Source organism: Flavisolibacter nicotianae (assembly GCF_003628535.1).
Taxonomy (GTDB): domain Bacteria; phylum Bacteroidota; class Bacteroidia; order Chitinophagales; family Chitinophagaceae; genus Flavisolibacter; species Flavisolibacter nicotianae.
In genome coordinates, this window is sequence record NZ_RBCI01000006.1 from 29,034 (window position 1) to 52,784 (window position 23,751).

20 protein-coding genes and 3 tRNA genes are annotated in these 23,751 nt (G+C 47.2%); 15 read left to right on the top strand and 8 right to left on the bottom strand.

The window, feature by feature from the left end; all coding sequences use genetic code 11:
* Positions 1–9: 9 nt before the first annotated feature.
* The 12 genes from D6024_RS16350 (at position 10) to D6024_RS16410 (ending at position 10,922) form a co-directional block, all read left to right on the top strand.
* Positions 10–342: a DUF4133 domain-containing protein gene (locus tag D6024_RS16350; RefSeq protein WP_121355734.1), complete on the top strand. Its 333-nt coding sequence runs from the start codon at positions 10–12 to the stop codon at positions 340–342.
* Positions 326–2,803 carry a TraG family conjugative transposon ATPase gene (locus D6024_RS16355; RefSeq protein WP_121355735.1) on the top strand — a complete coding sequence of 826 codons (2,478 nt, stop codon included), beginning with the start codon at positions 326–328 and terminating at the stop codon, positions 2,801–2,803. Before D6024_RS16350 ends, D6024_RS16355 begins: the two co-directional genes overlap by 17 nt.
* A 44-nt stretch (positions 2,804–2,847) precedes the next feature.
* On the top strand, positions 2,848–3,525 hold the full coding sequence (locus D6024_RS16360) for a conjugal transfer protein TraI (protein WP_121355736.1): 678 nt from the start codon (positions 2,848–2,850) through the stop codon (positions 3,523–3,525).
* A gap of 7 nt (positions 3,526–3,532) precedes the next feature.
* Positions 3,533–4,180 carry a hypothetical protein gene (locus D6024_RS16365; RefSeq protein ID WP_121355737.1) on the top strand — a complete coding sequence of 216 codons (648 nt, stop codon included), beginning with the start codon at positions 3,533–3,535 and terminating at the stop codon, positions 4,178–4,180.
* Between the two features lie 2 nt (positions 4,181–4,182).
* A complete protein-coding gene (locus D6024_RS16370; RefSeq protein ID WP_121355738.1) occupies positions 4,183–4,815 on the top strand; it encodes a TerB family tellurite resistance protein in 633 nt (210 codons plus the stop codon).
* 9 nt (positions 4,816–4,824) lie between these two features.
* Entirely contained in the window at positions 4,825–6,045 is a 1,221-nt protein-coding gene (gene traJ / locus D6024_RS16375; protein ID WP_121355739.1) for a conjugative transposon protein TraJ, read from the top strand.
* Positions 6,046–6,064: 19 nt separating this feature from the next.
* A complete protein-coding gene (gene traK / locus D6024_RS16380; protein ID WP_121355740.1) occupies positions 6,065–6,682 on the top strand; it encodes a conjugative transposon protein TraK in 618 nt (205 codons plus the stop codon).
* Positions 6,683–6,941: 259 nt separating this feature from the next.
* Positions 6,942–7,187 carry a hypothetical protein gene (locus D6024_RS26775; RefSeq protein WP_162944812.1) on the top strand — a complete coding sequence of 82 codons (246 nt, stop codon included), beginning with the start codon at positions 6,942–6,944 and terminating at the stop codon, positions 7,185–7,187.
* A gap of 1 nt (position 7,188) precedes the next feature.
* Complete coding sequence (traM, locus tag D6024_RS16390; RefSeq protein WP_121355742.1) at positions 7,189–8,538, top strand: conjugative transposon protein TraM; 1,350 nt, start codon at positions 7,189–7,191, stop codon at positions 8,536–8,538.
* Positions 8,539–8,577: 39 nt separating this feature from the next.
* The gene (gene traN, locus D6024_RS16395) at positions 8,578–9,429 is read left to right on the top strand and encodes a conjugative transposon protein TraN (protein WP_121355743.1); all 852 of its coding nucleotides are present in this window, start codon (positions 8,578–8,580) and stop codon (positions 9,427–9,429) included.
* A 29-nt stretch (positions 9,430–9,458) separates the two neighbouring features.
* Positions 9,459–10,259 (top strand): hypothetical protein, encoded by an 801-nt coding sequence (locus D6024_RS16400; RefSeq protein ID WP_121355744.1) that lies wholly within the window; start codon positions 9,459–9,461, stop codon positions 10,257–10,259.
* Positions 10,260–10,604: 345 nt separating this feature from the next.
* A complete protein-coding gene (locus D6024_RS16410) occupies positions 10,605–10,922 on the top strand; it encodes a helix-turn-helix domain-containing protein (protein WP_121355746.1) in 318 nt (105 codons plus the stop codon).
* Between the two features lie 306 nt (positions 10,923–11,228).
* On the opposite strand, the gene D6024_RS16415 is transcribed toward D6024_RS16410, so the two are convergent.
* From D6024_RS16415 to D6024_RS16430, 4 genes are all read right to left on the bottom strand, one after another.
* Positions 11,229–11,314: transfer RNA gene (locus tag D6024_RS16415), tRNA-Leu, on the bottom strand.
* A 79-nt stretch (positions 11,315–11,393) separates the two neighbouring features.
* Positions 11,394–11,466 (bottom strand) — tRNA-Gly (locus D6024_RS16420).
* An 86-nt stretch (positions 11,467–11,552) separates the two neighbouring features.
* Positions 11,553–11,786 carry a hypothetical protein gene (locus tag D6024_RS16425; protein WP_121356014.1) on the bottom strand — a complete coding sequence of 78 codons (234 nt, stop codon included), beginning with the start codon at positions 11,784–11,786 and terminating at the stop codon, positions 11,553–11,555.
* A gap of 48 nt (positions 11,787–11,834) precedes the next feature.
* Positions 11,835–12,881, bottom strand: coding sequence for a glycosyltransferase family 2 protein (locus tag D6024_RS16430; RefSeq protein ID WP_240410066.1), 1,047 nt, complete (start codon positions 12,879–12,881; stop codon positions 11,835–11,837).
* A gap of 117 nt (positions 12,882–12,998) precedes the next feature.
* Here D6024_RS16430 and D6024_RS16435 point away from each other — a divergent pair, with 117 nt between their 5' ends.
* The 3 genes from D6024_RS16435 (at position 12,999) to D6024_RS16445 (ending at position 15,765) form a co-directional block, all read left to right on the top strand.
* Positions 12,999–14,177, top strand: coding sequence for a sensor histidine kinase (locus D6024_RS16435; protein ID WP_121355747.1), 1,179 nt, complete (start codon positions 12,999–13,001; stop codon positions 14,175–14,177).
* Positions 14,178–14,203: 26 nt separating this feature from the next.
* Positions 14,204–14,287: transfer RNA gene (locus D6024_RS16440), tRNA-Leu, on the top strand.
* Between the two features lie 368 nt (positions 14,288–14,655).
* A complete protein-coding gene (locus D6024_RS16445; protein ID WP_162944813.1) occupies positions 14,656–15,765 on the top strand; it encodes a site-specific integrase in 1,110 nt (369 codons plus the stop codon).
* A 52-nt stretch (positions 15,766–15,817) separates the two neighbouring features.
* Here the strand turns inward: D6024_RS16445 and D6024_RS16450 are convergent, their stop codons facing one another.
* The 4 genes from D6024_RS16450 to D6024_RS16465 form a co-directional block, all read right to left on the bottom strand.
* Entirely contained in the window at positions 15,818–16,057 is a 240-nt protein-coding gene (locus tag D6024_RS16450; RefSeq protein ID WP_121355749.1) for a hypothetical protein, read from the bottom strand.
* A gap of 12 nt (positions 16,058–16,069) precedes the next feature.
* Entirely contained in the window at positions 16,070–17,005 is a 936-nt protein-coding gene (locus D6024_RS16455; RefSeq protein WP_162944814.1) for a P-loop NTPase family protein, read from the bottom strand.
* Between the two features lie 532 nt (positions 17,006–17,537).
* On the bottom strand, positions 17,538–23,033 hold the full coding sequence (locus D6024_RS16460; protein WP_162944815.1) for a JAB domain-containing protein: 5,496 nt from the start codon (positions 23,031–23,033) through the stop codon (positions 17,538–17,540).
* The gene (locus D6024_RS16465; RefSeq protein WP_121355752.1) at positions 23,033–23,749 is read right to left on the bottom strand and encodes a hypothetical protein; all 717 of its coding nucleotides are present in this window, start codon (positions 23,747–23,749) and stop codon (positions 23,033–23,035) included. Before D6024_RS16465 ends, D6024_RS16460 begins: the two co-directional genes overlap by 1 nt.
* Between the last annotated feature and the right edge of the window lie 2 nt (positions 23,750–23,751).

The window sequence follows — 23,751 nt, forward strand, 5'->3', positions numbered from 1 at the left end:
ACGTGTGTGATGGGAAACAGTGTGTATCCAATCAACAAAGGCATTAATAAGTCCATTGAGTTCCGTGGCTTGAAGGCGCAATACATCTGGTATCTGGGTGGATGCATCCTGGCGTTATTGATTCTTTTTGCCATCCTCTACATCCTGGGCATTAATCTGTTTCTCGGCATTGGTTTGATTCTTCTCCTTGGAACCCTTTCCATCATCAGGATTTACGGCATGAGCAACAAATATGGCGAGCACGGATTGATGAAGAAAGTAGCCAGACACCATGTCCCCCATGCCATCAAATCTTATTCGAGGAAAACCTTTAAAAAACAAAGCAATGGAAAAGCATCTTGAAGACTTGTTTCCCCTTATGGGGGTGGAGCATGATTGCATTCTTTCCAAACAAGGCGACATTACCGTTGTTTTTGAGGTGGAGTTGCCGGAGATATTCACCCTTTCCGACCAGGAATACGAGGCTTTTCATCAGGCGTGGGTAAAGGCAGTAAAAGTGCTTCCCAAACACAGCGTTTTTCACAAGCAGGACTGGTTTGTTCGTAGCAAATTCCAGCCTGACTTCACCACAGGAGACACCAGCTTTTTGAGCCGGAGCAGCGAACGGTTCTTCAATGAGCGCCCTTTCCTGGATCACAAATGCTACATTCTTCTTACAAAAAAGCCGATGGGCAGAAAGGTTTCCACCTCCTTGTTCTCGAACCTGCTCCGCAAATCCATTGTACCGCCACAGGTCTTAAACCCTCAGCTTTTGCAGGATTTTCTGGACAGCGCCGGTCAATTCAAACGCATCCTGGAAGACAGCGGTTTTGTAACGCTAAAAAGGTTAAAGGAAGGAGACCTGCTGAGCATGGACCGGCGAATTGGCCTGATTGAAAAATATTGCTTCTTGTCCGAAAATGATCGCGAATTCTTCACCAGGGACATTCATTTCAAAGAGGGCATCCAGGTCGGTGATCAACACTGTCAATTGTACACCTTGGGTGACGCAGCGGATTTGCCGGCCTTGTGCGGTTCGCGCATCAATTATGACAGATATTCTACCGACAAGGCAAAGTTCAGCGTTGGCTTTGCTTCTTCGCTCGGTCAGCTGTTGCCGTGCAATCATATTTACAACCAGTACATTTTTATTGAAAATGCCGGGAAGACAGTTCAGAAACTTGAAAGCAAACGGTTGCGCCTGCAGTCTCTTTCGGCTTACTCCCGGGAAAACATGATTGCCCGGGATGCGACTAATGACTTCCTGAACGAAGCCATCAGCCAGCAGCGATTGCCAGTCAAAGCCCATTTTAATTTACTCGTCTGGACAGACAGCAAAGAAGAAGCAAAAGACCTGAAAAACCTGGTGTCTTCTGCTTTGGCCCAGATGGATGCCGCAGCCAAGCAGGAAACCATCGGTGCCCCGCAGATCTTTTGGGCCGGGATCCCGGGCAACGAAGCTGACTTTCCCATCAACGACACGTTTGACACGTTTGCAGAGCAGGCCACCTGCTTTCTGAACATGGAAACAGCTTATCGGTCATCCCTGAGCCCTGTAGGGATTCGCCTGGGAGACCGGTTGACCGGCAGACCGGTGCATGTTGACATTTCAGACGAGCCGGTGAAAAGAGGAATTTGCACCAACCGGAACAAGTTCATCTTAGGGCCAAGCGGAAGCGGTAAGTCCTTTTTCACCAATCACATGGTCCGCAGCTATTATGAGCAGGGAACGCACATCGTTCTGGTGGATGTAGGCCATTCCTACAAAGGACTGTGTGATTTGGTGAAAGGCTATTACTTCACCTATGATGAAAAGAACCCAATCCGGTTCAATCCTTTTTACATTGGCGAAGGCGATACCCTGGACACGGAAAAGAAAGAAAGCATTAAAACACTCTTGCTTGCACTTTGGAAAAAGGACAACGAGTCGTTTAACCGGTCCGAATACGTGGCGCTGAGCAATGCCTTGCATCTCTACTACGAGAAGCTGGAAAAACAACCGTCTCTTTTCCCCTGCTTTAATACGTTCTATGAATTCCTGCAGGTGGAATTTGTCTCCGTATTGCAAACCGATAAAGTCAAAGAGAAAGACTTTGATGTGGCCAATTTCCTTTATGTTCTCCGGCCTTATTACCAGGGAGGTGAGTTTGACTACCTCCTCAACGCAACCGAAAATTTAGACCTGCTAAATGAACGGTTTATTGTTTTTGAACTGGACAACATCAAAGAACATCCCATCCTGTTTCCGGTCGTGACGATCATCATCATGGAAGTGTTTATCTCCAAAATGCGAAAGCTCAAAGGCATTCGAAAAATGATTTTGATTGAAGAAGCCTGGAAAGCAATTGCCAAAGAGGGGATGGCCGAATACATCAAATACCTGTTCAAAACCGTGCGCAAATTCTTCGGCGAAGCGGTGGTGGTCACGCAAGAAGTGGAGGACATCATTAGCTCACCTGTGGTGAAACAAGCGATCATCAACAACAGCGATTGTAAGATCCTGCTGGATCAATCGAAGTACCAGAACAAATTTGAGCAAATCCAGGAGCTTCTTGGGCTGACAGAGAAAGAAAGGGCATTGGTTTTATCGGTGAATAAGGCCAATGATCCCACAAAGAGGTACAAGGAAGTCTTTATTAGCCTGGGTGGAATGCTCTCAAAGGTGTACCGGACAGAAGTGAGCATGGAAGAATACCTGGCCTATACCACGGAGGAAACCGAGAAAGTAAAGGTGACGCAATATGCCCTGAAGTATGGAAGCATTGAGAAGGGAATAGCTGCCATTGTCAACGAAGCAAGGAATGAGCTATTCCACAAGAATTGAAGTGTGTCAATCCTTAAGTTTTTATTGTGCGAAATCCATGTGAGATGAAAAAGTTCTTGTTGTGCAGTGGTGTTTTACTGATTGTATCCATAACTCCCTTTGAAGGCGTGGATGCACAAGACCCGATTACGTTGATTATCAAACAGGGTATTGTAAAGGTCATTAAAGCAGTGGACCTAAAGATTCAGCGTCTGCAGAACGAAACCATTTGGCTGCAGAATGCACAAAAGGTGCTTGAAAACGCGATGTCCAAGATAAAACTGGATGAAATCACCGACTGGGTGGAAAAGCAGCGTACGTTGTACAAAGACTATTTTGATGAACTCCGACGGGTGAAAAGTATCATTTCTTACTACCACCGCATCAAAGACATTTCTGAAAAGCAAATCCGGATGGTGGAAGAGTATAAGCGGGCATGGGCACTCTTTCGGCAAGACAAACACTTTACCCCGGATGAACTCCTTTACATGGGGGAGGTGTATGCTGGGATCTTAAATAAGAGTGTAAATAACCTGGACCTGCTTTTTTTAGTAGTTAACTCCTCTTCAACTCAAATGACGGACGCCAAGCGGCTGGAGATCATCAACACTGCGGCCGATGGGACAGAAGCAGCTTGCGATGACCTGAAAGTTTTCAATCAGCAGAACATCTTGCTCAGTCTGCAACGTTCCAAAGATGAAAGTGATGTGAGTGCAATAAAACAACTCTATGGACTTAAATAATCAAGCGATGAAGCAACTATCAGTCCTGGCGCTGTTTGTCCTTGCAGGCAATGTCTGCCAGGCGCAAACTTCTGATGAATGGATCCGGCAGACGGCAACCCAAAAGAAATACCTGATTCAACAGATTGCGGCACTTCGGGTTTACCTGGATTATGTTCAAGAGGGATACGTCCTTGTGCAAAAAGGCCTGACAGCCATCAGCGGGATCAAGCAGGGAGAGTTTGACCTTCATCGGGCTTTTTTGGGTTCGCAAAAAAGCATCAATCCGTTGATAGAGAACTATGCGAAGGAGGCAGACATGATCGCTCATCAACAAAAAGTTGTACAGCTATCTCAAGCAGTACGCAAGCAGGTACGAGCGGATAACCTGTTTAACGCTGCGGAGGCGGATTACGTTTCCAAGGTTTTTGAAAAGGTTTTGGACGATTGTAATGAGCTGATCAGCGGCTTCACTTCGGTGATGACTTCCCATCGCCTGGAAATGAAAGATGACGAGCGGTTGCAGCGGATTGGTGCCCTGTACAGCATGATGCAGGAGGCCTGCGCTTTCGCGCAAGACTTTGCGTCGGAAATCAAACTCCTTTGCCTCCAACGGATGAAAGAACAGGCTGATGTGCGGGCAAGTCGTGCATTGACTAACAGTAAAAACGAATGATGATGAAGCGAATGATTTTTGTGCTCTTGCTTCTGCTAACAGGAGCAACGGTAAAAGTCTCGGCACAGCAGGCTGAAATCGAGCAACTGCTACTGAATGTGGAAAAGCTGGCGCAGCTCAGGCAAATCCTCGCTGACCTAAAGAAAGGCTACGAGATCGTCACGACCAGTTACAATACCGTCAAGGAAATTTCGGAAGGAAGTTTTGACTTGCACAAAACATTTCTAGACGGCCTGCTCGAAGTCAGTCCGGCCGTTCGCAACTACAAGCGGGTCGCTGACATTATCAATGGCCAACTCCTAATCGTAAAAGAATACAAAAATGCCTACCGGCGGTTCAGGCAGGATGCAAATTTTACTCCCGAAGAAATCAAATACCTGGGCAGTGTTTATGCCAATTTATTCAGGCAAAGCCTCAAAAATTTAGAGACACTGGCGGTCCTCCTTACAGATGGTGACCTGCGGATGTCGGATGATGAACGGTTAAGAGCAATTGATGATGTTTTCCGCTCAATGGAGGACAAGCTTTTGTTTTTGCGGCATTTCAACAACAATACAACCATTCTTGCTGTCCAAAGGGCAAGGGAAAAGAAGGATGTTGCCACGGCTCAAAAAATCTATGGTATAGCGCAATAAAACCTTGATATGAATATCAGTAAAAAAGCTGCGCTGATCGCAGCCTTAGGAATGCTTTTGCCCATTCTTTGCCAGGCCCAAAGCCTGTCTGACCAGGCGAAAGGACTTCATGTTGTGCTGGATCAAATCTATGATGAGATGTTGCCTCTGTGTAGCAAACTGATTGGCGTGGGGCAGGGCATTGCCGGTTTTGCTGCTACCTGGTACATTGCTTCCCGCGTGTGGCGGCACATTGCCAACGCGGAGCCCATTGATTTTTACCCCCTGTTTCGCCCCTTTGTAATCGGCTTTGCTGTGGTCATCTTCCCTTCTGTCATAGCCATGGTGAACGGTGTGATGAAGCCCACGGTAACGGCGACTGCCTCGATGGTAACCGACTCCGATAAAGCGATTGCCGTGCTGCTGAAGCAAAAAGAGGAAGCGATTAAAAACACGCAGGTGTGGCAAATGTATGTAGGCGAATCTGGTAGTGGCGACAGGGACAAATGGTACCGGTATACGCACCCTGATGATCCGGACCCAAACAACGAGGGCTTGTTTGCCGGCATTGGCAATGACATTAAGTTTGCCATGGCAAAGGCCTCCTATAACTTCCGCAATTCCATCAAAGAATGGATGAGCGAAGTGTTGCAGGTGCTTTTCCAGGCGGCAGCGCTTTGCATCAACACGCTGCGAACCTTTCAACTGGTGATCCTTGCCATCCTGGGGCCACTCGTCTTTGGCATTGCCGTCTTTGACGGCTTTCAGCACACCCTTACCGTCTGGATCGCCCGCTACATCAACGTTTTTCTTTGGCTGCCGGTGGCCAACATCTTTGGAGCTATCATTGGCAAGGTCCAGGAGAAGATGCTCCAATTGGATATTCAGCAGGTACAGGATGCGGGTGATACGTTCTTTTCTCCTACCGATGTGGCGTACCTCATATTCATGATCATCGGCATTGTGGGCTATTTCACCGTTCCTTCTGTGGCCAATTACATCGTTCATGCCGGTGGCGGCAATACCCTACTTTACAAGGTGAGCAGCCTGTTTAGCGGTACGTCACGGGGAGCCATAAACACGGTGACTGGCAGTGCGGGGATGGTAGCGGATGTCCTAGGCGGCGCAGCCGGGAGGATGACCAATAGCATGAGTGGTTACGCTGTCGGTTCTGGCTATTTCAACGAAGCCACTCCATCCGGCGGCTCCGCCTACATGCAGGATAAAATTGCAGGGAACAAACAAGCGTAAATCGTAAACGGCAATGGTCATGTTCAAACAAATGAAAAATATCGATACGGCATTTCGCCATGTGCGCAGCTTCACCTTGCTAGTGGTGCTGGGGAGTATCCTTCTCAGTGGCTTTACCCTTTACAAGAGTTATCAACTGGTTGGCACCGTGCAGAGCAAAATTTACGTCCTGGCAAACGGAAAGGCACTGGAAGCCTACGGGGCTGAACGGAGAGAAAACGTCCCCGTAGAGGCGAGGGATCACGTTAAAACCTTTCATGAGGACTTCTTTACACTCGACCCCGACGAAAAAGTCATTCAGACCAATGTGACAAAGGCCCTGTATTTGGCTGATGCTTCTGCAAAGCGAGCCTATGACAACCTGAAAGAGGCCGACTTTTTTACCAACTTAATTTCCGGCAACATCAGCCAGCGAATAAAAGTCGACAGCGTACACGTGGACATCGCCCAATACCCTTATTATTTCCGTTGCTATGCCACACAAGACATCATCCGCACCACCAGCACCGTCTCCCGGAGCCTTGTCACGGAAGGCTACCTGCGAAGCGTCAGCCGCTCGGACAACAATCCACATGGCTTTTTGATTGAACACTGGACAACGCTTGACAATAGAGATGTCAAAACGGAAAATCGTTAATATGTTCTCCTTGTTTAAACACATAAGGCAACAGGAACAGCCAGGACCAAACGGGTTTTTGGACAAAGTGGCCGCTGGCATTGTGGCGAGATGCATACGGGTGCAAGGAGAATGGGCTGACTGCCTGCAACGCAAAACCAATAGCCTTTCGCTTAAAGCAAGGAAATGCAGTTTGGTGCTTTTTTGCCTGCTTTCGGTTGGGTCCAGCTTGTATCTGATTGTGGAGAGTGTGACTGGTACCTCCAACAAAAACCTTGGCGTGGCCCCCATTCGGGTACCGGTGCATGCCACCCAAAGTGGTGAAGAGAACACGTGGTCGCCGCTGTTGATTACCAAAATGGAAGTTGAACGAATAGAACGATTCCGCCGGTACATGGACAGCCTAGGCGAAAGTCCAACGGGTAGAAAACACAGGGACAGCCTTCTTGCACTTAGTCATGGGCTGATGGACAGCCTCCGGATGATTGAAACGCTATATCAATTACAAACCTTGAAAAATAAATGAAATGGAAACAACCCTGCATTCCCCGTTGTTTTTGCGAAAACGCAAATTTTTTCTCTTTTTCCCGCTGTTGGTTTTGCCCTTTACCACACTTTTGTTTTTGGCCTTGGGTGGTGGAAGGGGAGGTGAGGCTGGGGCAAGCCAACGGGAAGCAAAAGGCGCCTTGAACATGCAATTGCCCGATGCTAACCTCAAAGAGGATCAGTCGCTTACAAAGCTAAGCTATTACGAAAAGGCGGCTTCCGATTCACAGAAGCTGGAAGAGCAGTTAAAGAACGATCCTTATTACCTTGGGCATGGTGGAACCCTAACCGGAGGCCTGCACCAAACCAGCGATACCGGTTTTTTCTCCAGGAAGGGCAAACAGATCGGTTTACACACCAATACTGGCTTGAACACCTCTCCTTACAACCCTTCTGCTTTTTCGGACCCCAACGAGGCCAGAGTTTATGCGAAGCTGAACGAGCTAAACCGGGCCATGAGTGCGCCGACAGTTCAATCTAACCGAACAAACGATTATTCGACGATTAGTCGACGGAATTCTACTTCGGTAGGTGGTGCTGACATCGACCGTTTGGAGCAGCTAATGGACAGGGCAAGAAATGGCGATCACGAGGAAGATCCCGAGATGAAGCAGCTTAATGGCATGATGGACAAGATCCTTGCCATTCAACATCCCGAGCGGATAAAAGCGAGCACGGCGCAAACAGCAAACGAACATAAAGGAGAGGTTTTTACTGTCTCGGCAGGTGGTCATAGTGACTATACTTCTTTGCTCCAAAGTGGCAAGCATGGCACTGAACGGGACACGTCAAATGGCAATGATTTCGCTGCAAATGGCTTCTTTTCCCTGGAGGATGAGCCAGACAATAGTTCTAAGCAGGCAAATGCGATACAGGCGGTTGTGCACGAAACCGGGTCGGTCGTAGAGGGTGCTACCATCAAGCTGCGGTTACAGACCGACGTGTTGGTCAACGGCACCCTGATCCCCAAAGGAAGCTTTGTTTTTGGTACCGCCTTACTGAACGGTGAACGGCTGAACATCAGGACCAGTAGCTTGCGTTATCAAAGCTCTCTTTTCCCTGTGCAGCTTTCTGTCTTTGACCTGGACGGACTGGAAGGCGTGTATGTGCCAGGAGCAATTACCCGTGATGTGGCCAAGAACTCCGCAGACCGTGCCATCCAAAGCATTGGGATGAACACGTTAAATCCATCCATTGGTGCACAAGCTACCACTGCGGGCATCGATGCAGCCAAAACCTTGTTGAGCCGAAAGGCAAAGCTGGTTAAAGTAACCCTGAAAGCAGGGTACCGGGTATTGCTTCGGGACGAGAAGCAAACAACTTCTTTTTGAATTCTGCAAATCAACAAAAACACTCAAAATTCCTCGTGTATGAAACGAATCAGTACAGTTGTAGTAATGGGAATATTCTTTTTTTCTTCAAGGGCCGTTCTCTGTGCTCAGAAAACCGCTGAAATGTTGAAGGCGACCATTGTTGAACCGTATCCACTTTCGGTGACACTCAACAAAACGACCAATCTCATTTTTCCTTATGCCATAAAAAGTGTGGACAGAGGAAGCCGGGATATATTGGCACAAAAAGCAAAAGGCGTTGAAAACATCCTCCTCGTAAAAGCCGGAAAGGAGGCTTTTCCGGAGACCAATCTAAGTGTCATAACAGCAGATGGGAAACTCTATTCTTTCCTGCTGAATTATACCGGCAATCCTGCGTTGCTCAATATATCTTTTACAAAGGACACACTTCACCAGGACATGGTAGGGGCAACAGGACGAGAGAACAGTGTGGCGCGGATTGAACGGGCTGCGGGACATGTGGCAGAAGAGAAAAAAACATTGCATGGTCCCAAAGACAATGCTTATGAAATGAGGCTTCGCTTAAATGGGATCTATATTCAAAATGATATTCTGTACTTCCAACTGGAACTGCGCAACTTCTCCAGTATTGCTTATGACATTGATCTGCTCCGTTTCTTTATCAGGGATGAAAAGAAGGCCAAACGGGAAGCGTCGCAGGAAATCGAGCTCCCGCCATTGTTCGTCTACGGAGACACGTCTTCTGTGAAAGAGCAATCGACAAGGATCCTTGTTTTTGCCCTGCCCAAGTTTACCATTCCCGATAAAAAGTACCTGCTCATTCAACTCATGGAAGGGAATGGCGGCAGGCATTTGCACCTTGCTATTCACAACCGGACGATCGTGAACGCAAAACGAATTGGAGGATAACCATTTTTTTATTTCTTAAAACCGATTTTATGAACGAGAAGAATTTTGATTACCTGAAAGATCAGGTAAAATTCACTGGTTTCGGTGACGCCTTGGAAGTTGAACTCCGGGAAAAAATGCAAAAGCAATCTCCAGAGTTCCAGATCTACCACAACACCAAGTTTGGAAATGACGTCGCCACCGCTACGCTGCACTTCAAAAAGTCAGAGCAAAGCGAGATGTATTTTTTCAACAAATACGACCTGACGGTAAAGCTGGAAAATAGTCCGGACATGCTGAAGCAGACCTTTTTCATCAATAAGGGCAACAATATTACCTTGAAAGAAGGCTACAACCTGATGAGCGGTCGGGCTGTCAACAAAGAGCTGACCAACAAAGAAGGGCAGCGGTACAATGCCTGGCTGCAAATGGACTTTAAGGAAACCGACAGGAACGGCAATTACCAACTCAAGCACTATCATCAAAACTATGGTTTTGACCTCCAGAAGGAGCTTGCGAAACATCCCATCAAGGAGTTAGGGAGTGAGCAGGAGAAAGCAAGACTACTGGAGTCTTTGCAAAGAGGAAACAGGCAGGCCGTCACCGTTATCAAAAAAGGTAATGAGCAACGCATGTTCATCGAGGCCAATCCAAAGTTCAAAACGCTGAACATCTACGACAGCTCCATGCAACGGGTGTACAGCCTGGCCCAAAAGGAAAAGAATGCTCCAGAGCAGTCGGTGAAGCAGGAGGCAAAAAAGGAAAGCCGGAAGCAGGGTGCTGATGAGGAAGACGGTTTTGCTGAACCAAAACAAAAGCGGAGTCGCAGGAAAGGGCAATCCATTAGTTAAAACGCTTGTCTGTGGTGGAACGGGAACAATTTTCTGAATTCTTTGCGGCCATAGCCGATGATCCACGGATTAATACAACGCATGTTAGTCTTTACATGGCTTTGTTGCAATGTTGGAAAGAACAAGGCTTTGCCTGTCCCATGTATGTTTTTAGCCATAAGATTATGTATGTGGCCAAAATCTTTTCCAGTGCAACATACCACAAGCGAATCAGGGATTTAAGTGATTTCGGTTATATCCGGTACAAGCCCTCTTATAAAAGAACCCAAGGCAGTAAAGTATATATGTTTATTAGAGTAGCGCCAGGAGTTGCGCCGTAAAGCTCTAAAATTAATTGTAATCTGTATGGAAGCATTCTATGTACCAAGTGAGGGTGATTTTAAACGCTGGGTGAAAGAAGCGGTGCAGGAGTATTTTCAGGGTGCGTTGTTTCAAACGCCAGCGGTTCCAGACGGCCAACACGATCTCATGAATCGAAAAGATGTGGCTAAACTCCTGCAGGTCTCTTTGGTCACCCTTACTGATTGGATGAAAAGAGGATTGCCCTTTCATAAGCAAAGGGGACGTGTTTATTTTATCAAAGCTGAGGTTCTGGACTATATTCGGGAAAGTCAATCGACGAAAGCGAGGTACTTGTCCGGTATAAACCATTTTGGTTGCTAGGGCATGGTCGTTGTGTTTTCAAAAAGATATTTATAGCCTGAGTTTTGCTCAGGCTATAAATTGTCATAGCCGGGTATTTCAGCCGCAGCCAATTTTTTAGCGCGGATGAAAGGACAACAGCCAAGAAATAAGTACGATAGTTTTGGTACGATTTGGCAAGAAGCTTTGGTAACTTTGGGCAAACAGCTCTTTTCATCAAAATTTGAAACCAAGCTGCCGTTGGCACTTGTTTGCAAATTGTTTGCAAATGCTCAGAAAACAACAAAGGTTCACGTTCGTGAACCTTTGTATAAGATTGAAAATCAGTGCCCCGGAACGGACTTGAACCGTTACTCGCATTGCTGCGAACAGGATTTTAAGTCCTGCGTGTCTACCAATTTCACCACCAGGGCAAACGGCTGAACAAATGAACAGCAAATTCTGCAAACGTGACCTAAAAAAAAATCCTCCGCGAAGGGAGGAAATTTTTAGAGCGGAAGACGAGATTCGAACCCGCGACCCCGACCTTGGCAAGGTCGTGCTCTACCAGCTGAGCTACTTCCGCATTTGTTATTTTCTAAGAGCGTTGTTGTCGATTGGGTTGCAAAAATAAGAGCCGGAACTATTGCAACAAAAAAAATCTTGAAAAATTTATTTGTACTCCGGTGTGAACTTGGTGCTCGGCTGCACAACCACTTCCTGCTGCGGACCATTTTTCTCAAAACGCTTTGTGTACAGTTGATAGCAAGTGCCAAACGCAAACGCGATCAGGGTTGCAATGGACAGGTAAAAAATAAACGCAGACGAAGAAACCCAGTTGTGGGTAAAGTCGCGGTCCTGAACTTTCTGCAATTCCTGTTGATATTCTTCCTGGCGGTAATCCATGTTTTGAAATTGTGGTGCAAAAATAAGGGTTAACGTTTTGCCAAACAATTAGTGCTCAACTTTTTTCGTCTGCACAATTTGCGTGAAAAATTTTTTCTTCAACACGAAGTGCTGCCACACCAGGTTGCCCCGGTAAACACCGGCAAGGAGGTGCAGTTTTTTGCATGCGACCGGCTTCCATTTTTTATTGCCGAAAACAATCCAGTAGAGAAAAGCGGCATGGGCTTCCACAATGGCCACGAAATAGCCACCCTCGCCGGACAGCAAACCTTTCCCTGCCGACAGATGATCCAGCAGGAGGCGATAGGGAATCTTCCACCACTTCTCACTCCAGGGTAGGTTTTTGGCCAGCATGATCTGGTTGTTGCGAAAATTGAGATAGGTTTTTTTGGTGTTGCCCCGCGGCAGCGTGCCGCCACCCACGTGGTAAACCACCGACTGCGGGCAGCAATAGACCGCATAGCCTGCCAGTTGAATGCGCCAGCACAAATCAATTTCTTCCTGGTGGGCAAAAAAGTATTCGTCAAAACCGTGCAGTTGGTGAAAAACGGCGCTTTTAATGACCATGGCCGCACCCGTGGCCCAAAACACCTTTGCCGTGTCGTCGTATTGTCCACGGTCTTCTTCGCACACATCGAAAATGCGTCCGCGGGCAAAGGGGTAGCCATAGGCATCCAGCCAGCCGCCGCAGGCACCTGCATATTCAAAATACGGCCGGTTTTTGTAGGCCCTGATCTTGGGCTGGCAGGCGGCTGCGCTTTGCTCGTTTTCGAGCAGGGCAATCATGGGTTGCAGCCAACCGGGAGTGACCTCCACATCGGAATTGAGCAAAACATAATAATCCGCCTGCACCTGCTTCAGCGCTTCGTTATAGCCTTTTGCAAAGCCGTGATTTTCCTGCAGCACCAGGATCTCCACGTTGGGATACTGTTGCTGCAAAAACAGCAGCGATTCGTCGGTGGAGGCATTGTCGGCAACGATGACACGGGTGTTCGGGTAGGTCGTGGTAAAAACAGAAGGAAGAAATTGTTCTAAATGATGTTTCCCGTTCCAGTTCAAGATCACTACGGCAACAGATGGTTCAGCGGTCAGCAAGAAATTTTTTCCAAATATAAAGACCAAGTCCGAAGTTCGGGGGTTGAAGTGCGAAGGGACCGATCGTGCATTTGCCTGCGATACCCGACGCTAAACCCGTACTTCGTACTTTGCACCATGTTTCGGCAACTGCTTAACTGGCGTACACTCCTGGCACTGATTGCCATCCTGATCGTGAGCGGCACGATCGCTTACTCCACCTACCTGGCCAACAAGATCGCGAGGGACGAGCGGCGGAAGGTGGAACTGTGGATCGAGGCCGGGAGGTCGCTCCTCAACACCGCCAGCAACGATGTAACTCTGCCGCTGCTGGTGACGCGGCAAAACGACATCCCCATCATCGCCACCACCGAAAAGGATTCCATCATGGAATGGGTCAATTTAGACTCGGCGAAAGTGGCCAACGGCTGGCCCGCAGGAGACACTACCCGGAAGCCCAACGACAACACCTACCTGCGAAGCCGCCTGGACGCTTTCCGGTCGAGCAAGCTTTCCTTTGAGTGGATCAACCCGCTGGACTCCACGCAACGCAACCGCTACTATTACGGCGAGTCGCGGCTGCTGAAAGAAGTGCGGTACTACCCGCTCATCCAGTTGTTTATTGTCGGCCTGTTCATCTTTATTACCATCCAGGCCATCCGCACCTCGTACCGCTCCACGCAAAATGGTGTTTGGGCTGGCATGGCCAAGGAAACGGCGCACCAGTTGGGCACCCCCGTCTCATCGCTCGAGGGCTGGGTGGAGATATTAAAAGAGACCCACGGCCGGGAAGATTTTGTGTACGAGATCGAAAAGGATGTGAACCGCTTGCGGCTGGTCTCGGACCGGTTTGGAAAGATCGGGAGCACACCGCAGCTCGAAGAAAAAAATATCGTGCTGCAGGTAGAGAGCATGGTGGATTATGTTCGGAAGCGGGCCAGCGGTAAAGTGTCGTTCGACATCCATGCTCACGAACAGAATATCCGGGCCCGCATCTCGCCGCCGCTGTTCGACTGGGTGATTGAAAACCTGCTGAAGAACGCCCTGGATGCCATGGAAGGCCGGGGCCGAATCAAGGTGGATATTTCCGACACGACAAAGGAGGTGATCATCGATGTGGCCGATACCGGAAAAGGCATCAGCCGGCGAAACCTGGGCAAGGTTTTCAAGCCGGGTTTTACCACGAAAAAAAGAGGGTGGGGCTTGGGCCTGAGCCTGTCGAAACGCATCATCGACCAGTACCACCGCGGCGCCCTGACGGTGAAAAATTCCGAATTGGGAAAAGGCACAATTTTTCGCATTGTTTTGAAAAAATAACGTTTACATTTGCGACCTCTTCGGGGGCCCAGGTGTTGAAACTGGTAGACAAGCCACTTTGAGGTGGTGGTGCTCGCAAGGGCGTGCTGGTTCGAATCCAGTCCTGGGCACGTTTATGGCCCTGTAAGTGTTGACTTACAGGGCTTTTTTATTTCGAGGTAGTCAAATAGTGTCGCTTTTTTTCGCTTTCTACCACAATTCTTGACACATAATTGACACACGAAATGACACACGAAAAATGCTGCGGTGGTAGCAGCAACCGACCAGAAAACAGCCCGCAATCTGACACCCTTTTTTGTCAGGATTTCCTTCGCCTTTTTGTCGCAACATTAGCACAAGGGGTACTTACTTCTTCCCGGTTTGGCTCAAACGTTCTCGGTTTCAAAAATGCCGTCAGGCTGGCCCTTACAAAGCTGGCAGGACTGCCTGGCACGGCATGGTCATTGAGCCTTTTCCTCAACCAAAAAACTGCTACCCTATGAACATCCTGAAACGAGCAAATGCAAAAGGCGACAAGATTACCTTCTATTATGACTTTGGCCGTGGCCCTGGTCAGCGTCCATCAACCGGCATTTTCATCTATGCAAAGCCCAAAGACCAAATCCAAAAGAACCACAACAAGGAAGCATTGGCACTGTTGGAAACAAAAAAGAGCCAGTGCATCATTGAAAAACAAGCCATCGGTTCGGCTTACATTCCAAAACACAAGTTCAAAGAAAACTTTGTGGACTATTATGAAGAGTATCTGGAGCTAAACAAACGTAAAGGCAACCGCCACTTAAAGAATAGCTTCACTCAATTCAAAGAGTTTATTAACCGGGACTTTATTGCGCCTGTGGAGATTACCGAAAACTTTTGCAAACGCTTCCGTCAATTCCTGCTGGACAAATACACCGGCGAAACACCCGGCGGCTATTATGCACGTTTCAAATGGGTAGTGAACGCAGCCACCAAGGATGGCTACTTTCATCAGAACCCAACAGAAGATGTCAAAGCCAAGTTCAAGCCTTCTACTAAGATCAAAGAGAATTTGGAAGTGGGTGAATACTTGGCACTGCTAATAACACCTTGCCTGAACGAAGAAGTCAAAGCTGCCTTTACTTTCTCTTGCTACACCGGTTTACGTTGGGTAGATGTCAAAAAGCTGGAGTGGAAAGATATTCGGGACGGTGTACTCACAACTCGGATTATACAAGCAAAAACCGGCAAACCTGTAACGCTAACCCTTCACCCCATTGCCCAAAGCATTTTGGATAAGCAACGAGCGAAAGGAGATTTAGGGGACAAGCAAAGCAGGTTTGTGTTTTCGCTGCCGACCGCCAACGGTGCCAACAAAGTGTTGGGGACTTGGATGGAAAAAGCAGGCATCGAGAAACACATTACCTGGTCTTGCGCTCGTCTTAGCTTTTCTATTCTCTTACAAGACCAAAACGTTGATGACGCAACGGTAGCTTACCTAATGGGCCACGCTACCACAGAGCAAGTAAGAAAAACTTACAAACGTCATCGTCCTAAAAACCAAGCAGCATCCATTAGCCACTTGCCTTCGCCCGATAAAGTCCCTTACTTCCTAAGCATTGCCAGCTAAAACAAGAAGGGCTGTCTAAAAAGACAGCCCTTTTACTTTTCTGTTTTATCATTTAAACTTTCAGCTTGCTTGCAGATTCCGCAATCGGCGACAATGCGCCAGAGAGCATTTTGTCTAAATCCTCTTTTTTAAAATAGCCTGCGTTGTTTTTGTAAATGCCAAATTCCTCGCAGTTCTTGGCAAATTGTGTCCGCCCTAAATTGCAATAAATAAGTGCTTCTTCGGGTTTTAAAAACGGCTTAAAACAAATGGCGATTGCCCGCATAGTGATGAGTTCATCTCGTTTTATCATACGATTGTTTTTTTATGCAGCTTGAGAATAATTATTAAAGATGGAGATTTCACCGCCCTGGTTGAACCGTCCCATTTGCACGGCTTTTCCTTTTTGGGGTACTTCAATTACTACATCCACATCATGTTGAAAGGAATTTGCACCCCGAAAGTTTCCGTCTTTGGTGGTTTGAAAAATGAACACAAAAGACTTCGTACGGTTCTGCGCTTTGAGGCGGTTTAAATCTTCGGGTTTAAGACCAAGACGGTTTACACTATCCAGGAAGACAAAGTCATACTTGGCTAAAGAAGATGGTAAATAAGAGGCTACATCAAGGTTAGGATGGGCAACCGCTTTATTATTCAATTTTTGTTGTAGGGTCAAATCCAATCCTTCTTCTTTCGCTACGTAGAGCACCCTTCCGTGATGACGAGCCAGGTAGCCGGCGAAGTCAATGCAAAGAAAAGATTTGCCCATTTTGGGCCTGCCGAATACCATAGCTGTGAAGTTGGAAGATGGGTCACCGATCAACTTCAACCACTTGCCCTGGAAACCCAGGGTATCAAATTCCATGTTCGCGAAATCCACGCTGTTCATTAGCGAAGGCTTGCCGCCAAAGCCATTCAGATTTTGGCAGGCGCAACCAAGTATGCCTTCCAACCCATTCAGCGTTGCTTGCTCAATTTCCAATGTCTTCATGGTCTTATCGGTTGTAAAAGCTTTGAGGTTTTTCTTCAGTTCATGTATTTCCACTATGTACGGGTCGTTGTCACTAATTTTTCCTTTCTCCATTGCTTTGTTGATTTGGTCAAGCAAAGCCTTTGCTTTCTCTTTCATGCCTGGCTTCTCATTCATGGAAATGTAGCGTTTGATAAATCCGATAGAGGCCATTACCTTTTCGCCGCCACACAACTTCTTCAAGGCTTCGGCAGTTTCCGGCTTTAGCTCCAAACTGATTTTGCCTTTCATGGAATTATACACTTCAAGTAATCGTTCCTGCACGTACTTAATTTGTTCGGCATAAGGCGACGTTTTGCGGATGCGTTTTTCTACGATTGCCTTTTGGAGAGAGTTAATAAACCGCAGAATATCTTCTTTGCTTTTTGTCTTGCCGTCAAGGTTTACATACCGTTTGATGAAGCGAAGTTCCTCCGGCATTCGTTCCACCCACTGCACGGCCTCTTGCTCCGGCTTTTTTGTTTTTTGTTTTGCGGTGGGCTGGTGTGTTTCTTGATTTTCCGTGTTCGACGGTGGTACTTTTTTGGGTGACTTTCTTGCTGGTACTTTTTTGGTATTGGCAATGTATTCGCCAAGCCTTTCAAAGTAGAGTTGAATGGTTTTGCGAATGGCAGTGCTGTTGTGGTAGGTATTCCAATCCGTAGCGTTTGCAGTCGCTTTCATTAAGAACTCATGTCCCTTTTGCAAAGGCATGGGCAAAGCTGATAAATCAACAGCAGCTATTTGTGTTAGATAGTTTTCAGGGTTAATCATTGTTATTGGTTTAAGCAGCGAGTAATTCTAATTCAAGGGCAAGAGCTTCGGCTTCCAGTTCCAACAGCAAAACGTTGTTTACTGGCAGATCTTCCTCTTTATCGGGAAGCAGGATTGGCTTTCGGTTCTTAATTCGTATAGCGTCAGCCTTTAGGTCTTTGAGCTGATAGGAATGAATGGTTACGGACAGCGAATGATTGTTTTGCAAAACTTCTACTGCCTTATCAATGGTCGTATCGGGCACAAGGGCTACCATCTTATCAGAAGTCTTTTCAAAATTGCCACCCTGTACCAACTCCAAAAGTTGCCGGTCTAAATAGATGTCACCACCTTTAACTCTTGAGGCAGACACAATCAAACGGAAAAAAGTTCCTTGTTTAAAAATGGAAAGTCCGTTGTTGGTAACAATGTGTCCGCCGTGTTGAAGTGATTTGATAAGCGGCAATGCTTTCAGAATGGGCACAACAACCTTGTCTTGCACTTGTTCTGTAGGGTTCCAATTCTCCGGCATCAAAATCCCCTTCTTGGTTTGGCCGTCGTTGGTTGTATAGCTCACTAACTTTCCTTTGAAATCAGAGAAGGCTTGTAAGAGGTTTCCGGTGATGATGTGCCGTATTCTGCGGTCCACATTGTTCCCGTTTGTGTATTCTTCCCATTGCGTTAGCAAGACAGGTAATGAATGTTCCGGCACGTCAACGCTGGCTCCAATTATGGCCATGATGTCCTCGGAGTAAGAAGCAGGAATAGCCAGGTACTTGGAACTGTTGGCGATGGCGAACCGCAGCTTGATAGCCGAAGGTGCATAAGGGTTCTTTTTCTTACCGTCAATCACAAACCCGACAAAAATGGCAGGCACCAGCTCATTACCGCCCTGGTAAGTTTCAATTGGATAATTTAATCCCCTGCCCACGTAATAAAAGGAAAACATTTTCATCAGGTACTGCCGACGGTTCTCAAAAACCCTATGCGTTTGGGCCTTTTTTAGTTCCCTTGCTGTTTCCAGTTCCTTTCTGCGTTCTGCACAGGCTTGCAGGTACGCACCTTCCCCTTGCTTGGCCTGAATTTTCAGCATAGCCTTTTCATCAGGAATGGCGAGGATAAGGCCTTTATATTTAGTCTCAACTTCGGCAAGCTCCGCTTCCAATGCCTGCCCATTGAAATGGCCGAACTGCTGAATGAGTTCCGCTTGTTGCGTTTTCGGTTCAACGCCTTTCAAGGCATCCATCACCATGTTCTCGACTTCTGATTTTGTGAACGGCTTTTTCAACACATTTGCACGAACCGTTTCCAAGTTGCTGTCATCACCAAAGGCACTGTCACTTCCCTTTCCTATTTTAATGACTTTGCTGCCCACGGTTTCAGCTTCAAGGTTCATGGCTTCCACTTCCAAGTCATACTCGCCAACTTGCTTTAGATAATCTACATAGTCATTATACCGCTCCGAAATTTCATTGTAAAAGTCCTGCTGCATTTTGGTAGATAACACGGCGACACGTCCAGAAACCTTGTGTGCAGCATCTTCGGTTGCGCTTTCGTTCATGCTGCCGCTATCCGCTTTGCTGTCTTCTAATTTTAATGGGTCATCCAGCAAGGCATTCACGTCCTTGTTTTCTACCAAATATTCTTTCACGACCTTATCGCCGTACTTGTTCAAAAAGTCCGGCACATCTAAAATCTTGTTGGATTGTTTTTGGTTAGAAGCGGTATTTGCATCTAACGATTTTAATTTCTTTTGGAGCATCATCATTAACCGCTTTTCGGCAGGAATGGCCGAAGTCATGTAGTCGTAGATGGGTTTTAGAATTTGGCCGGTACGGTTGATGCGGCCACGCTTCTGCACTTCGGTATTAATGTCCAGTTCTGCTTGCAACACAATCATTACCCGTTGCCTTACTTGGTCTTTTGGAACTTTGGCGGTCGGAATGGCATGAGCCGAAGCACCCGTTGAGCCGGATTGGTTAATCATCAACACATCCACTTCGTTGTTGTTGAACTGGCGGAAGGCATCGTTGGTGTTGATGCGCCTGCGGGATAGAACAAGCCCTTTACCAGTCTTTAGATTTAATTGGACTTCGTACTTTCTGCCGGTCACTTCTGCAACAGAATAACCGGCTGCCTTTAGTTTGGTAATGATAACATCTATGGGTGAGATGGTAATGCCGGTAGAAACATTTTGAATGCGGTTGTAAATGCGGTGGTATTCCGCCTGTGCTTCTTGCGACAAATCAGACAGTGCAAAACGCTTGTGAATGGATTGACCGTTTACATCCTTTTCTGTGAAGCGAAGCACACCGTCCAAACCACGCATGAGAACTTCTGTAAAGTCGGCATTGATGGTATCACCGTCACTCACCGGCATTCCGTGTTCATTCTCCATTCCCTCAATAAAGCTGCCCATTGTGGAAGCAAAGGCAATCACGGGCTTCTTGCCCTCCTTCAACCGTTGGATGGTGCGTTCTGCAACAGCTTCGGCTTTGAGCGAAAAAAGCATTTGGTTAATCACCTGAAATACTTTGGAGAAATAAGGTTGGTTATCTACGCCTGCTTGCGAGGTTCCTTCCCGCAAATCCACTTCTTTTCCTTCGGCAACGGCAATTTTGTCCAGTTCTTCTACTTCCTTGTTAATAAACTCCCCTTGAAAGCTGATAATGGAGCGTAAAATCTCCGTGATATTGTCGGCGATAGCCTTGTGTTCTTCAGCCTTTGCATCCAAGTTGATGTAGTTGACTTCAACACCTTCAAAACTCCGTTCTCGTCGCACCATCTGACCTTCGGCCACAAGCTGCGAAGAAAGAATTTCCTGCAGAGCCACGCCGCCCCTGGTAATGGCATCCACCAAATCATCCCGGCTCATGTTGCAGTCCGCAATGGACGTTTTCATGGCGTAGATGGGCATGTTATCAGGACGTTTGGCAAACGTGGCTGATAAGAACACAACGCCTTTTGTATTTGCAACAACCTTTTGCAAAAACTCGCCTGTGTTGGATGAACCGGACGAGTTGTGCGCTTCGTCCAAAATGAAAATGTTGTTATCAGCGATTGCGCTAAGAAAAGCTGGCTTTTCCGGCTTCTTTTCGGGTGAGTTGAATTGTGAATAGGTGGCTACAACAAAATCGTAGTTGGCGGGAACATGCAGGTCTTGAAATACCCGGTGTTGCTCTGTTGGTGGCGGTGCAGTGTAAACCACTTCGCCGTCTTCATCCTTGATGTCTGTCTTGGGTTCACGTCCGTTCACGATGAAAGGACGCAAATGTGATGAACCAATAGCCGATAAGTCACGGTATATGTCTGAAAATAGGTTGGCTTTCTCCGTGAGGAAAACCGGTTTATGGCCTTGCACTACTGCATAGCGGATCATGGCAGCCGCCACACGCCCTTTTCCAATCCCAGTTTGGTCACCGATAATCATGCCTTGTCCTCTGGCTTCAATGTTGTAAATCGCCATTGCAACAGCGTCTATTTGTTCGGCAGAGAGAACTTTGCACAAAGCTGTTTTGGTAGGATATTTTAGCCGGTGGCGAACAAAGTTGTCGATATCGCCACCTACTTCCCGCTTGATAGTAAGAATGGCTTGCCTCGTTTCGAACGCCATGCTATCCGGTACTTGGGTATTAAGCACGACGCAAGCCTCCGATGCAGGTTCATAGGGTGCGCCCAATCCTTCGCCACCAAAGAGCTTTTGCAGTTCTAATGCTTCTCGTTCTAACTCGTGTTGTAACATTTGAGCTTCTTTTTCAAGTTCTGAAACGGATGTCATGGGTGGCAAGGTCAATTCGTCGGCAATGGCCAATTTGTAACCGGCTTTAGTCAATAGGTTTTGGTAGTATGGAAGCGAGTGGTGAGGAAACTTAATGAGCCGAACTTTTTTCTCATCTATCACAAATTCGCCTGCAATGAGCAGATCCGTATTTCTTGCCAGTTCCAGCGCATCATCTCCAAAGATTTTGTACTCGTTTTCGCTTCGGATTAAAATGATGGCATCCGGGTAACGGGACTTAATAGAGAGATACTTGTTGTATAAATCTTTTTCGGGTCGGTGTGGCGTAAACGTCTTTGTTCCTTTTGTTGCATCCATCACCCGCTCGTATAGCTCATTGAATGTTGTTACAACCTTGTCCTTGTAGGGGTTGTAAACAGGGGCAGCGCCGGATGGCTTTTCTTTTCGTCCGTCAATTAGAATTAAGCGAACGTCAAACGAAGTCCCCTGCCGGGAATAGAGCTTGTGACCGTCAATGTTTATCACGTCCATTACATTGTAACGGCTGTACAAGTAATTGAAGAAAATGCGGTTTTTCCCAGCCTGTATTCTGCCTTTCTCGTCCCAGCTTGTATGTCCGCCAATGATGATGGCGGCTTTCCCGCTGTCCTTTAGACACTCCAATGCACGAAGCGCCATCACATGCTCCAGGGTTTTGATGGGAAAAGTATCAAATAGCACTTCCAAGTCCATCTTGCCAAAGGGCGGATTGGTCAGAACAGCATCGAAAACCCTTCTGCATTTAATCCGAGTAGCGTCTTCCTGCATCACATGGAAAAAGCCCTGTCTGTGAAGGTTGCTGTTTCGCAGAGGGTCAATTTCGTTTACTTCAAAACATTCAGGCTTGCCTGCGATAGTGAGCATTCCGTTACCGGCAGATGGTTCAAAAGCCTTTTGGTGAAGCGGCATTTGATCAAGCCCGCAAAACACACCGGCTAAATAAGCAATTGGCGCTGGTGTAGAGTATTGTTGGAGTAAGATGGATTGGGAAGTGCGGTGCGAAAGATTGACTTGGGAGTTGTAAAGGTTTACAATATTCAGGAAACGGTCCCAAACACTATCACCTTGCCAGGCGAGTTTTCTCGCTCGTTTTACAATAGCAAGTTCGGTGAGTTCTTTTACTTCTGTTTTATCCTTGATACCGAAAGAAGCAGCCAGCTTCTCAAGGGAAATTTTATTGTGTTTCGTGTGGGTTAAAAGGCTATCGGTTACAGCAGCCACGAACTTGTCATGTACGTCAGCTAAACCCACAAGCCCTTCCAATCCCAACAAACCTTCATTAGCAAATGACAGGTGCCCTTCTTTGGTAATGATTAGGTGGTCAAGCAGCTTTATGTCATGAAGTGTTGCCGCTTCCTTCAGCCTTCGGGTCAGTTCTTCATCTGCACGGCTTGGCTTTAGGTTGCCGGAGGGATGATTGTGTGCAACAATCATGGAGATCGCCGCACATTTTAAAGCAGTGCCCAAAATGATGCGTATATCAGCGACAGTGGCATTGATGGAGCCCTTGGAATGCTTGTAGTAGCCAATGACGTGATTGGACTGGCTTAGATATAGGACAATGAACTGCTCTTGCAACTCAACCTCATTTAAGCCAATAGTAGAACGGATAAAATCCGCAACACCGGATGCCTCTGTCAGTGGCCCTGAAAGAAATTTACCCGAACTCCGGTTGTAAGAAACCTGGAGTTCGGGAATTTCCACTTCCGGGACGTTACCTAAAACTATCTCTGGAGTGGTAGGGTACATCAGTCAACTGTAATTGGTTGTGATGGGTCTGAAGTAATTGGACGTGGTACAATGCCGGAGTTAGCATAGTCCTGGGTTACGTCTGCCACATAAGCTGGCGGCTGCGGTAATGGCGATTCAACCGGCAGATTGTGATCAAACGGAGCATAATTGAACGTAGCCCGCTCACTCCATGCATAGATAGCCTTTTTCGTTCCAAACGCCCACTCGTGAATGATCTCGTCATTCACCTGGCGGATGCGTTCAATGGCCCATTCGTGTTGCTCTGGAATGCCGAAGGCAGCGTGCCAGCCCCTGTAAACCATGTTGGGATTGGATTCGTCCAGACGAGAGGGTTCGTCCTTGGTAAGATCCAACTGGCGCAGGTTCATGGCAACCAACACGTTGGTTAGCTGTCCGACCTGATTTAAAATGGCCACTTGGGTTACCTCCTTGGCATCACCGCCCAGATAAGCGTCCGTAAGCATCATAGCTTTAATGGTGTCACGGAGTTCGTTGGCAGAACCAACTGCCGGTGCGCTTACTTCCTGGTAGTTGAGGAAGATGTTTTTGAGCGGTCCTTCGCCGATGTCAATCCGAACAATGTTTTCATGTACGGTGTCAATCGTCTTGACCTGATCTTTGGCAACGAGTAAAATCTTGCCATTCTTTTCGATTCGAATCACAGCACCGTCATTGGTGATCTGTGTGATGGGCAGAACTACTGCTTGTGTCATAT

Coding starts and splice junctions, on each gene's coding strand:
- D6024_RS16455 (WP_162944814.1), bottom strand. CDS start 17,005: ATGAAAGGCAAAATCAGTTTGGAGCTAAAGCCGGAAACTGCCGAAGCC.
- traK (WP_121355740.1), top strand. CDS start 6,065: ATGTTCAAACAAATGAAAAATATCGATACGGCATTTCGCCATGTGCGC.
- D6024_RS16410 (WP_121355746.1), top strand. CDS start 10,605: ATGGAAGCATTCTATGTACCAAGTGAGGGTGATTTTAAACGCTGGGTG.
- D6024_RS16350 (WP_121355734.1), top strand. CDS start 10: ATGGGAAACAGTGTGTATCCAATCAACAAAGGCATTAATAAGTCCATT.
- D6024_RS16355 (WP_121355735.1), top strand. CDS start 326: ATGGAAAAGCATCTTGAAGACTTGTTTCCCCTTATGGGGGTGGAGCAT.
- D6024_RS16425 (WP_121356014.1), bottom strand. CDS start 11,786: ATGGATTACCGCCAGGAAGAATATCAACAGGAATTGCAGAAAGTTCAG.
- traN (WP_121355743.1), top strand. CDS start 8,578: ATGAAACGAATCAGTACAGTTGTAGTAATGGGAATATTCTTTTTTTCT.
- D6024_RS16370 (WP_121355738.1), top strand. CDS start 4,183: ATGAAGCGAATGATTTTTGTGCTCTTGCTTCTGCTAACAGGAGCAACG.
- D6024_RS16435 (WP_121355747.1), top strand. CDS start 12,999: ATGTTTCGGCAACTGCTTAACTGGCGTACACTCCTGGCACTGATTGCC.
- D6024_RS16465 (WP_121355752.1), bottom strand. CDS start 23,749: ATGACACAAGCAGTAGTTCTGCCCATCACACAGATCACCAATGACGGT.
- traJ (WP_121355739.1), top strand. CDS start 4,825: ATGAATATCAGTAAAAAAGCTGCGCTGATCGCAGCCTTAGGAATGCTT.
- D6024_RS16360 (WP_121355736.1), top strand. CDS start 2,848: ATGAAAAAGTTCTTGTTGTGCAGTGGTGTTTTACTGATTGTATCCATA.
- traM (WP_121355742.1), top strand. CDS start 7,189: ATGGAAACAACCCTGCATTCCCCGTTGTTTTTGCGAAAACGCAAATTT.
- D6024_RS16450 (WP_121355749.1), bottom strand. CDS start 16,057: ATGATAAAACGAGATGAACTCATCACTATGCGGGCAATCGCCATTTGT.
- D6024_RS16400 (WP_121355744.1), top strand. CDS start 9,459: ATGAACGAGAAGAATTTTGATTACCTGAAAGATCAGGTAAAATTCACT.
- D6024_RS16445 (WP_162944813.1), top strand. CDS start 14,656: ATGAACATCCTGAAACGAGCAAATGCAAAAGGCGACAAGATTACCTTC.
- D6024_RS16365 (WP_121355737.1), top strand. CDS start 3,533: ATGAAGCAACTATCAGTCCTGGCGCTGTTTGTCCTTGCAGGCAATGTC.
- D6024_RS16460 (WP_162944815.1), bottom strand. CDS start 23,033: ATGTACCCTACCACTCCAGAGATAGTTTTAGGTAACGTCCCGGAAGTG.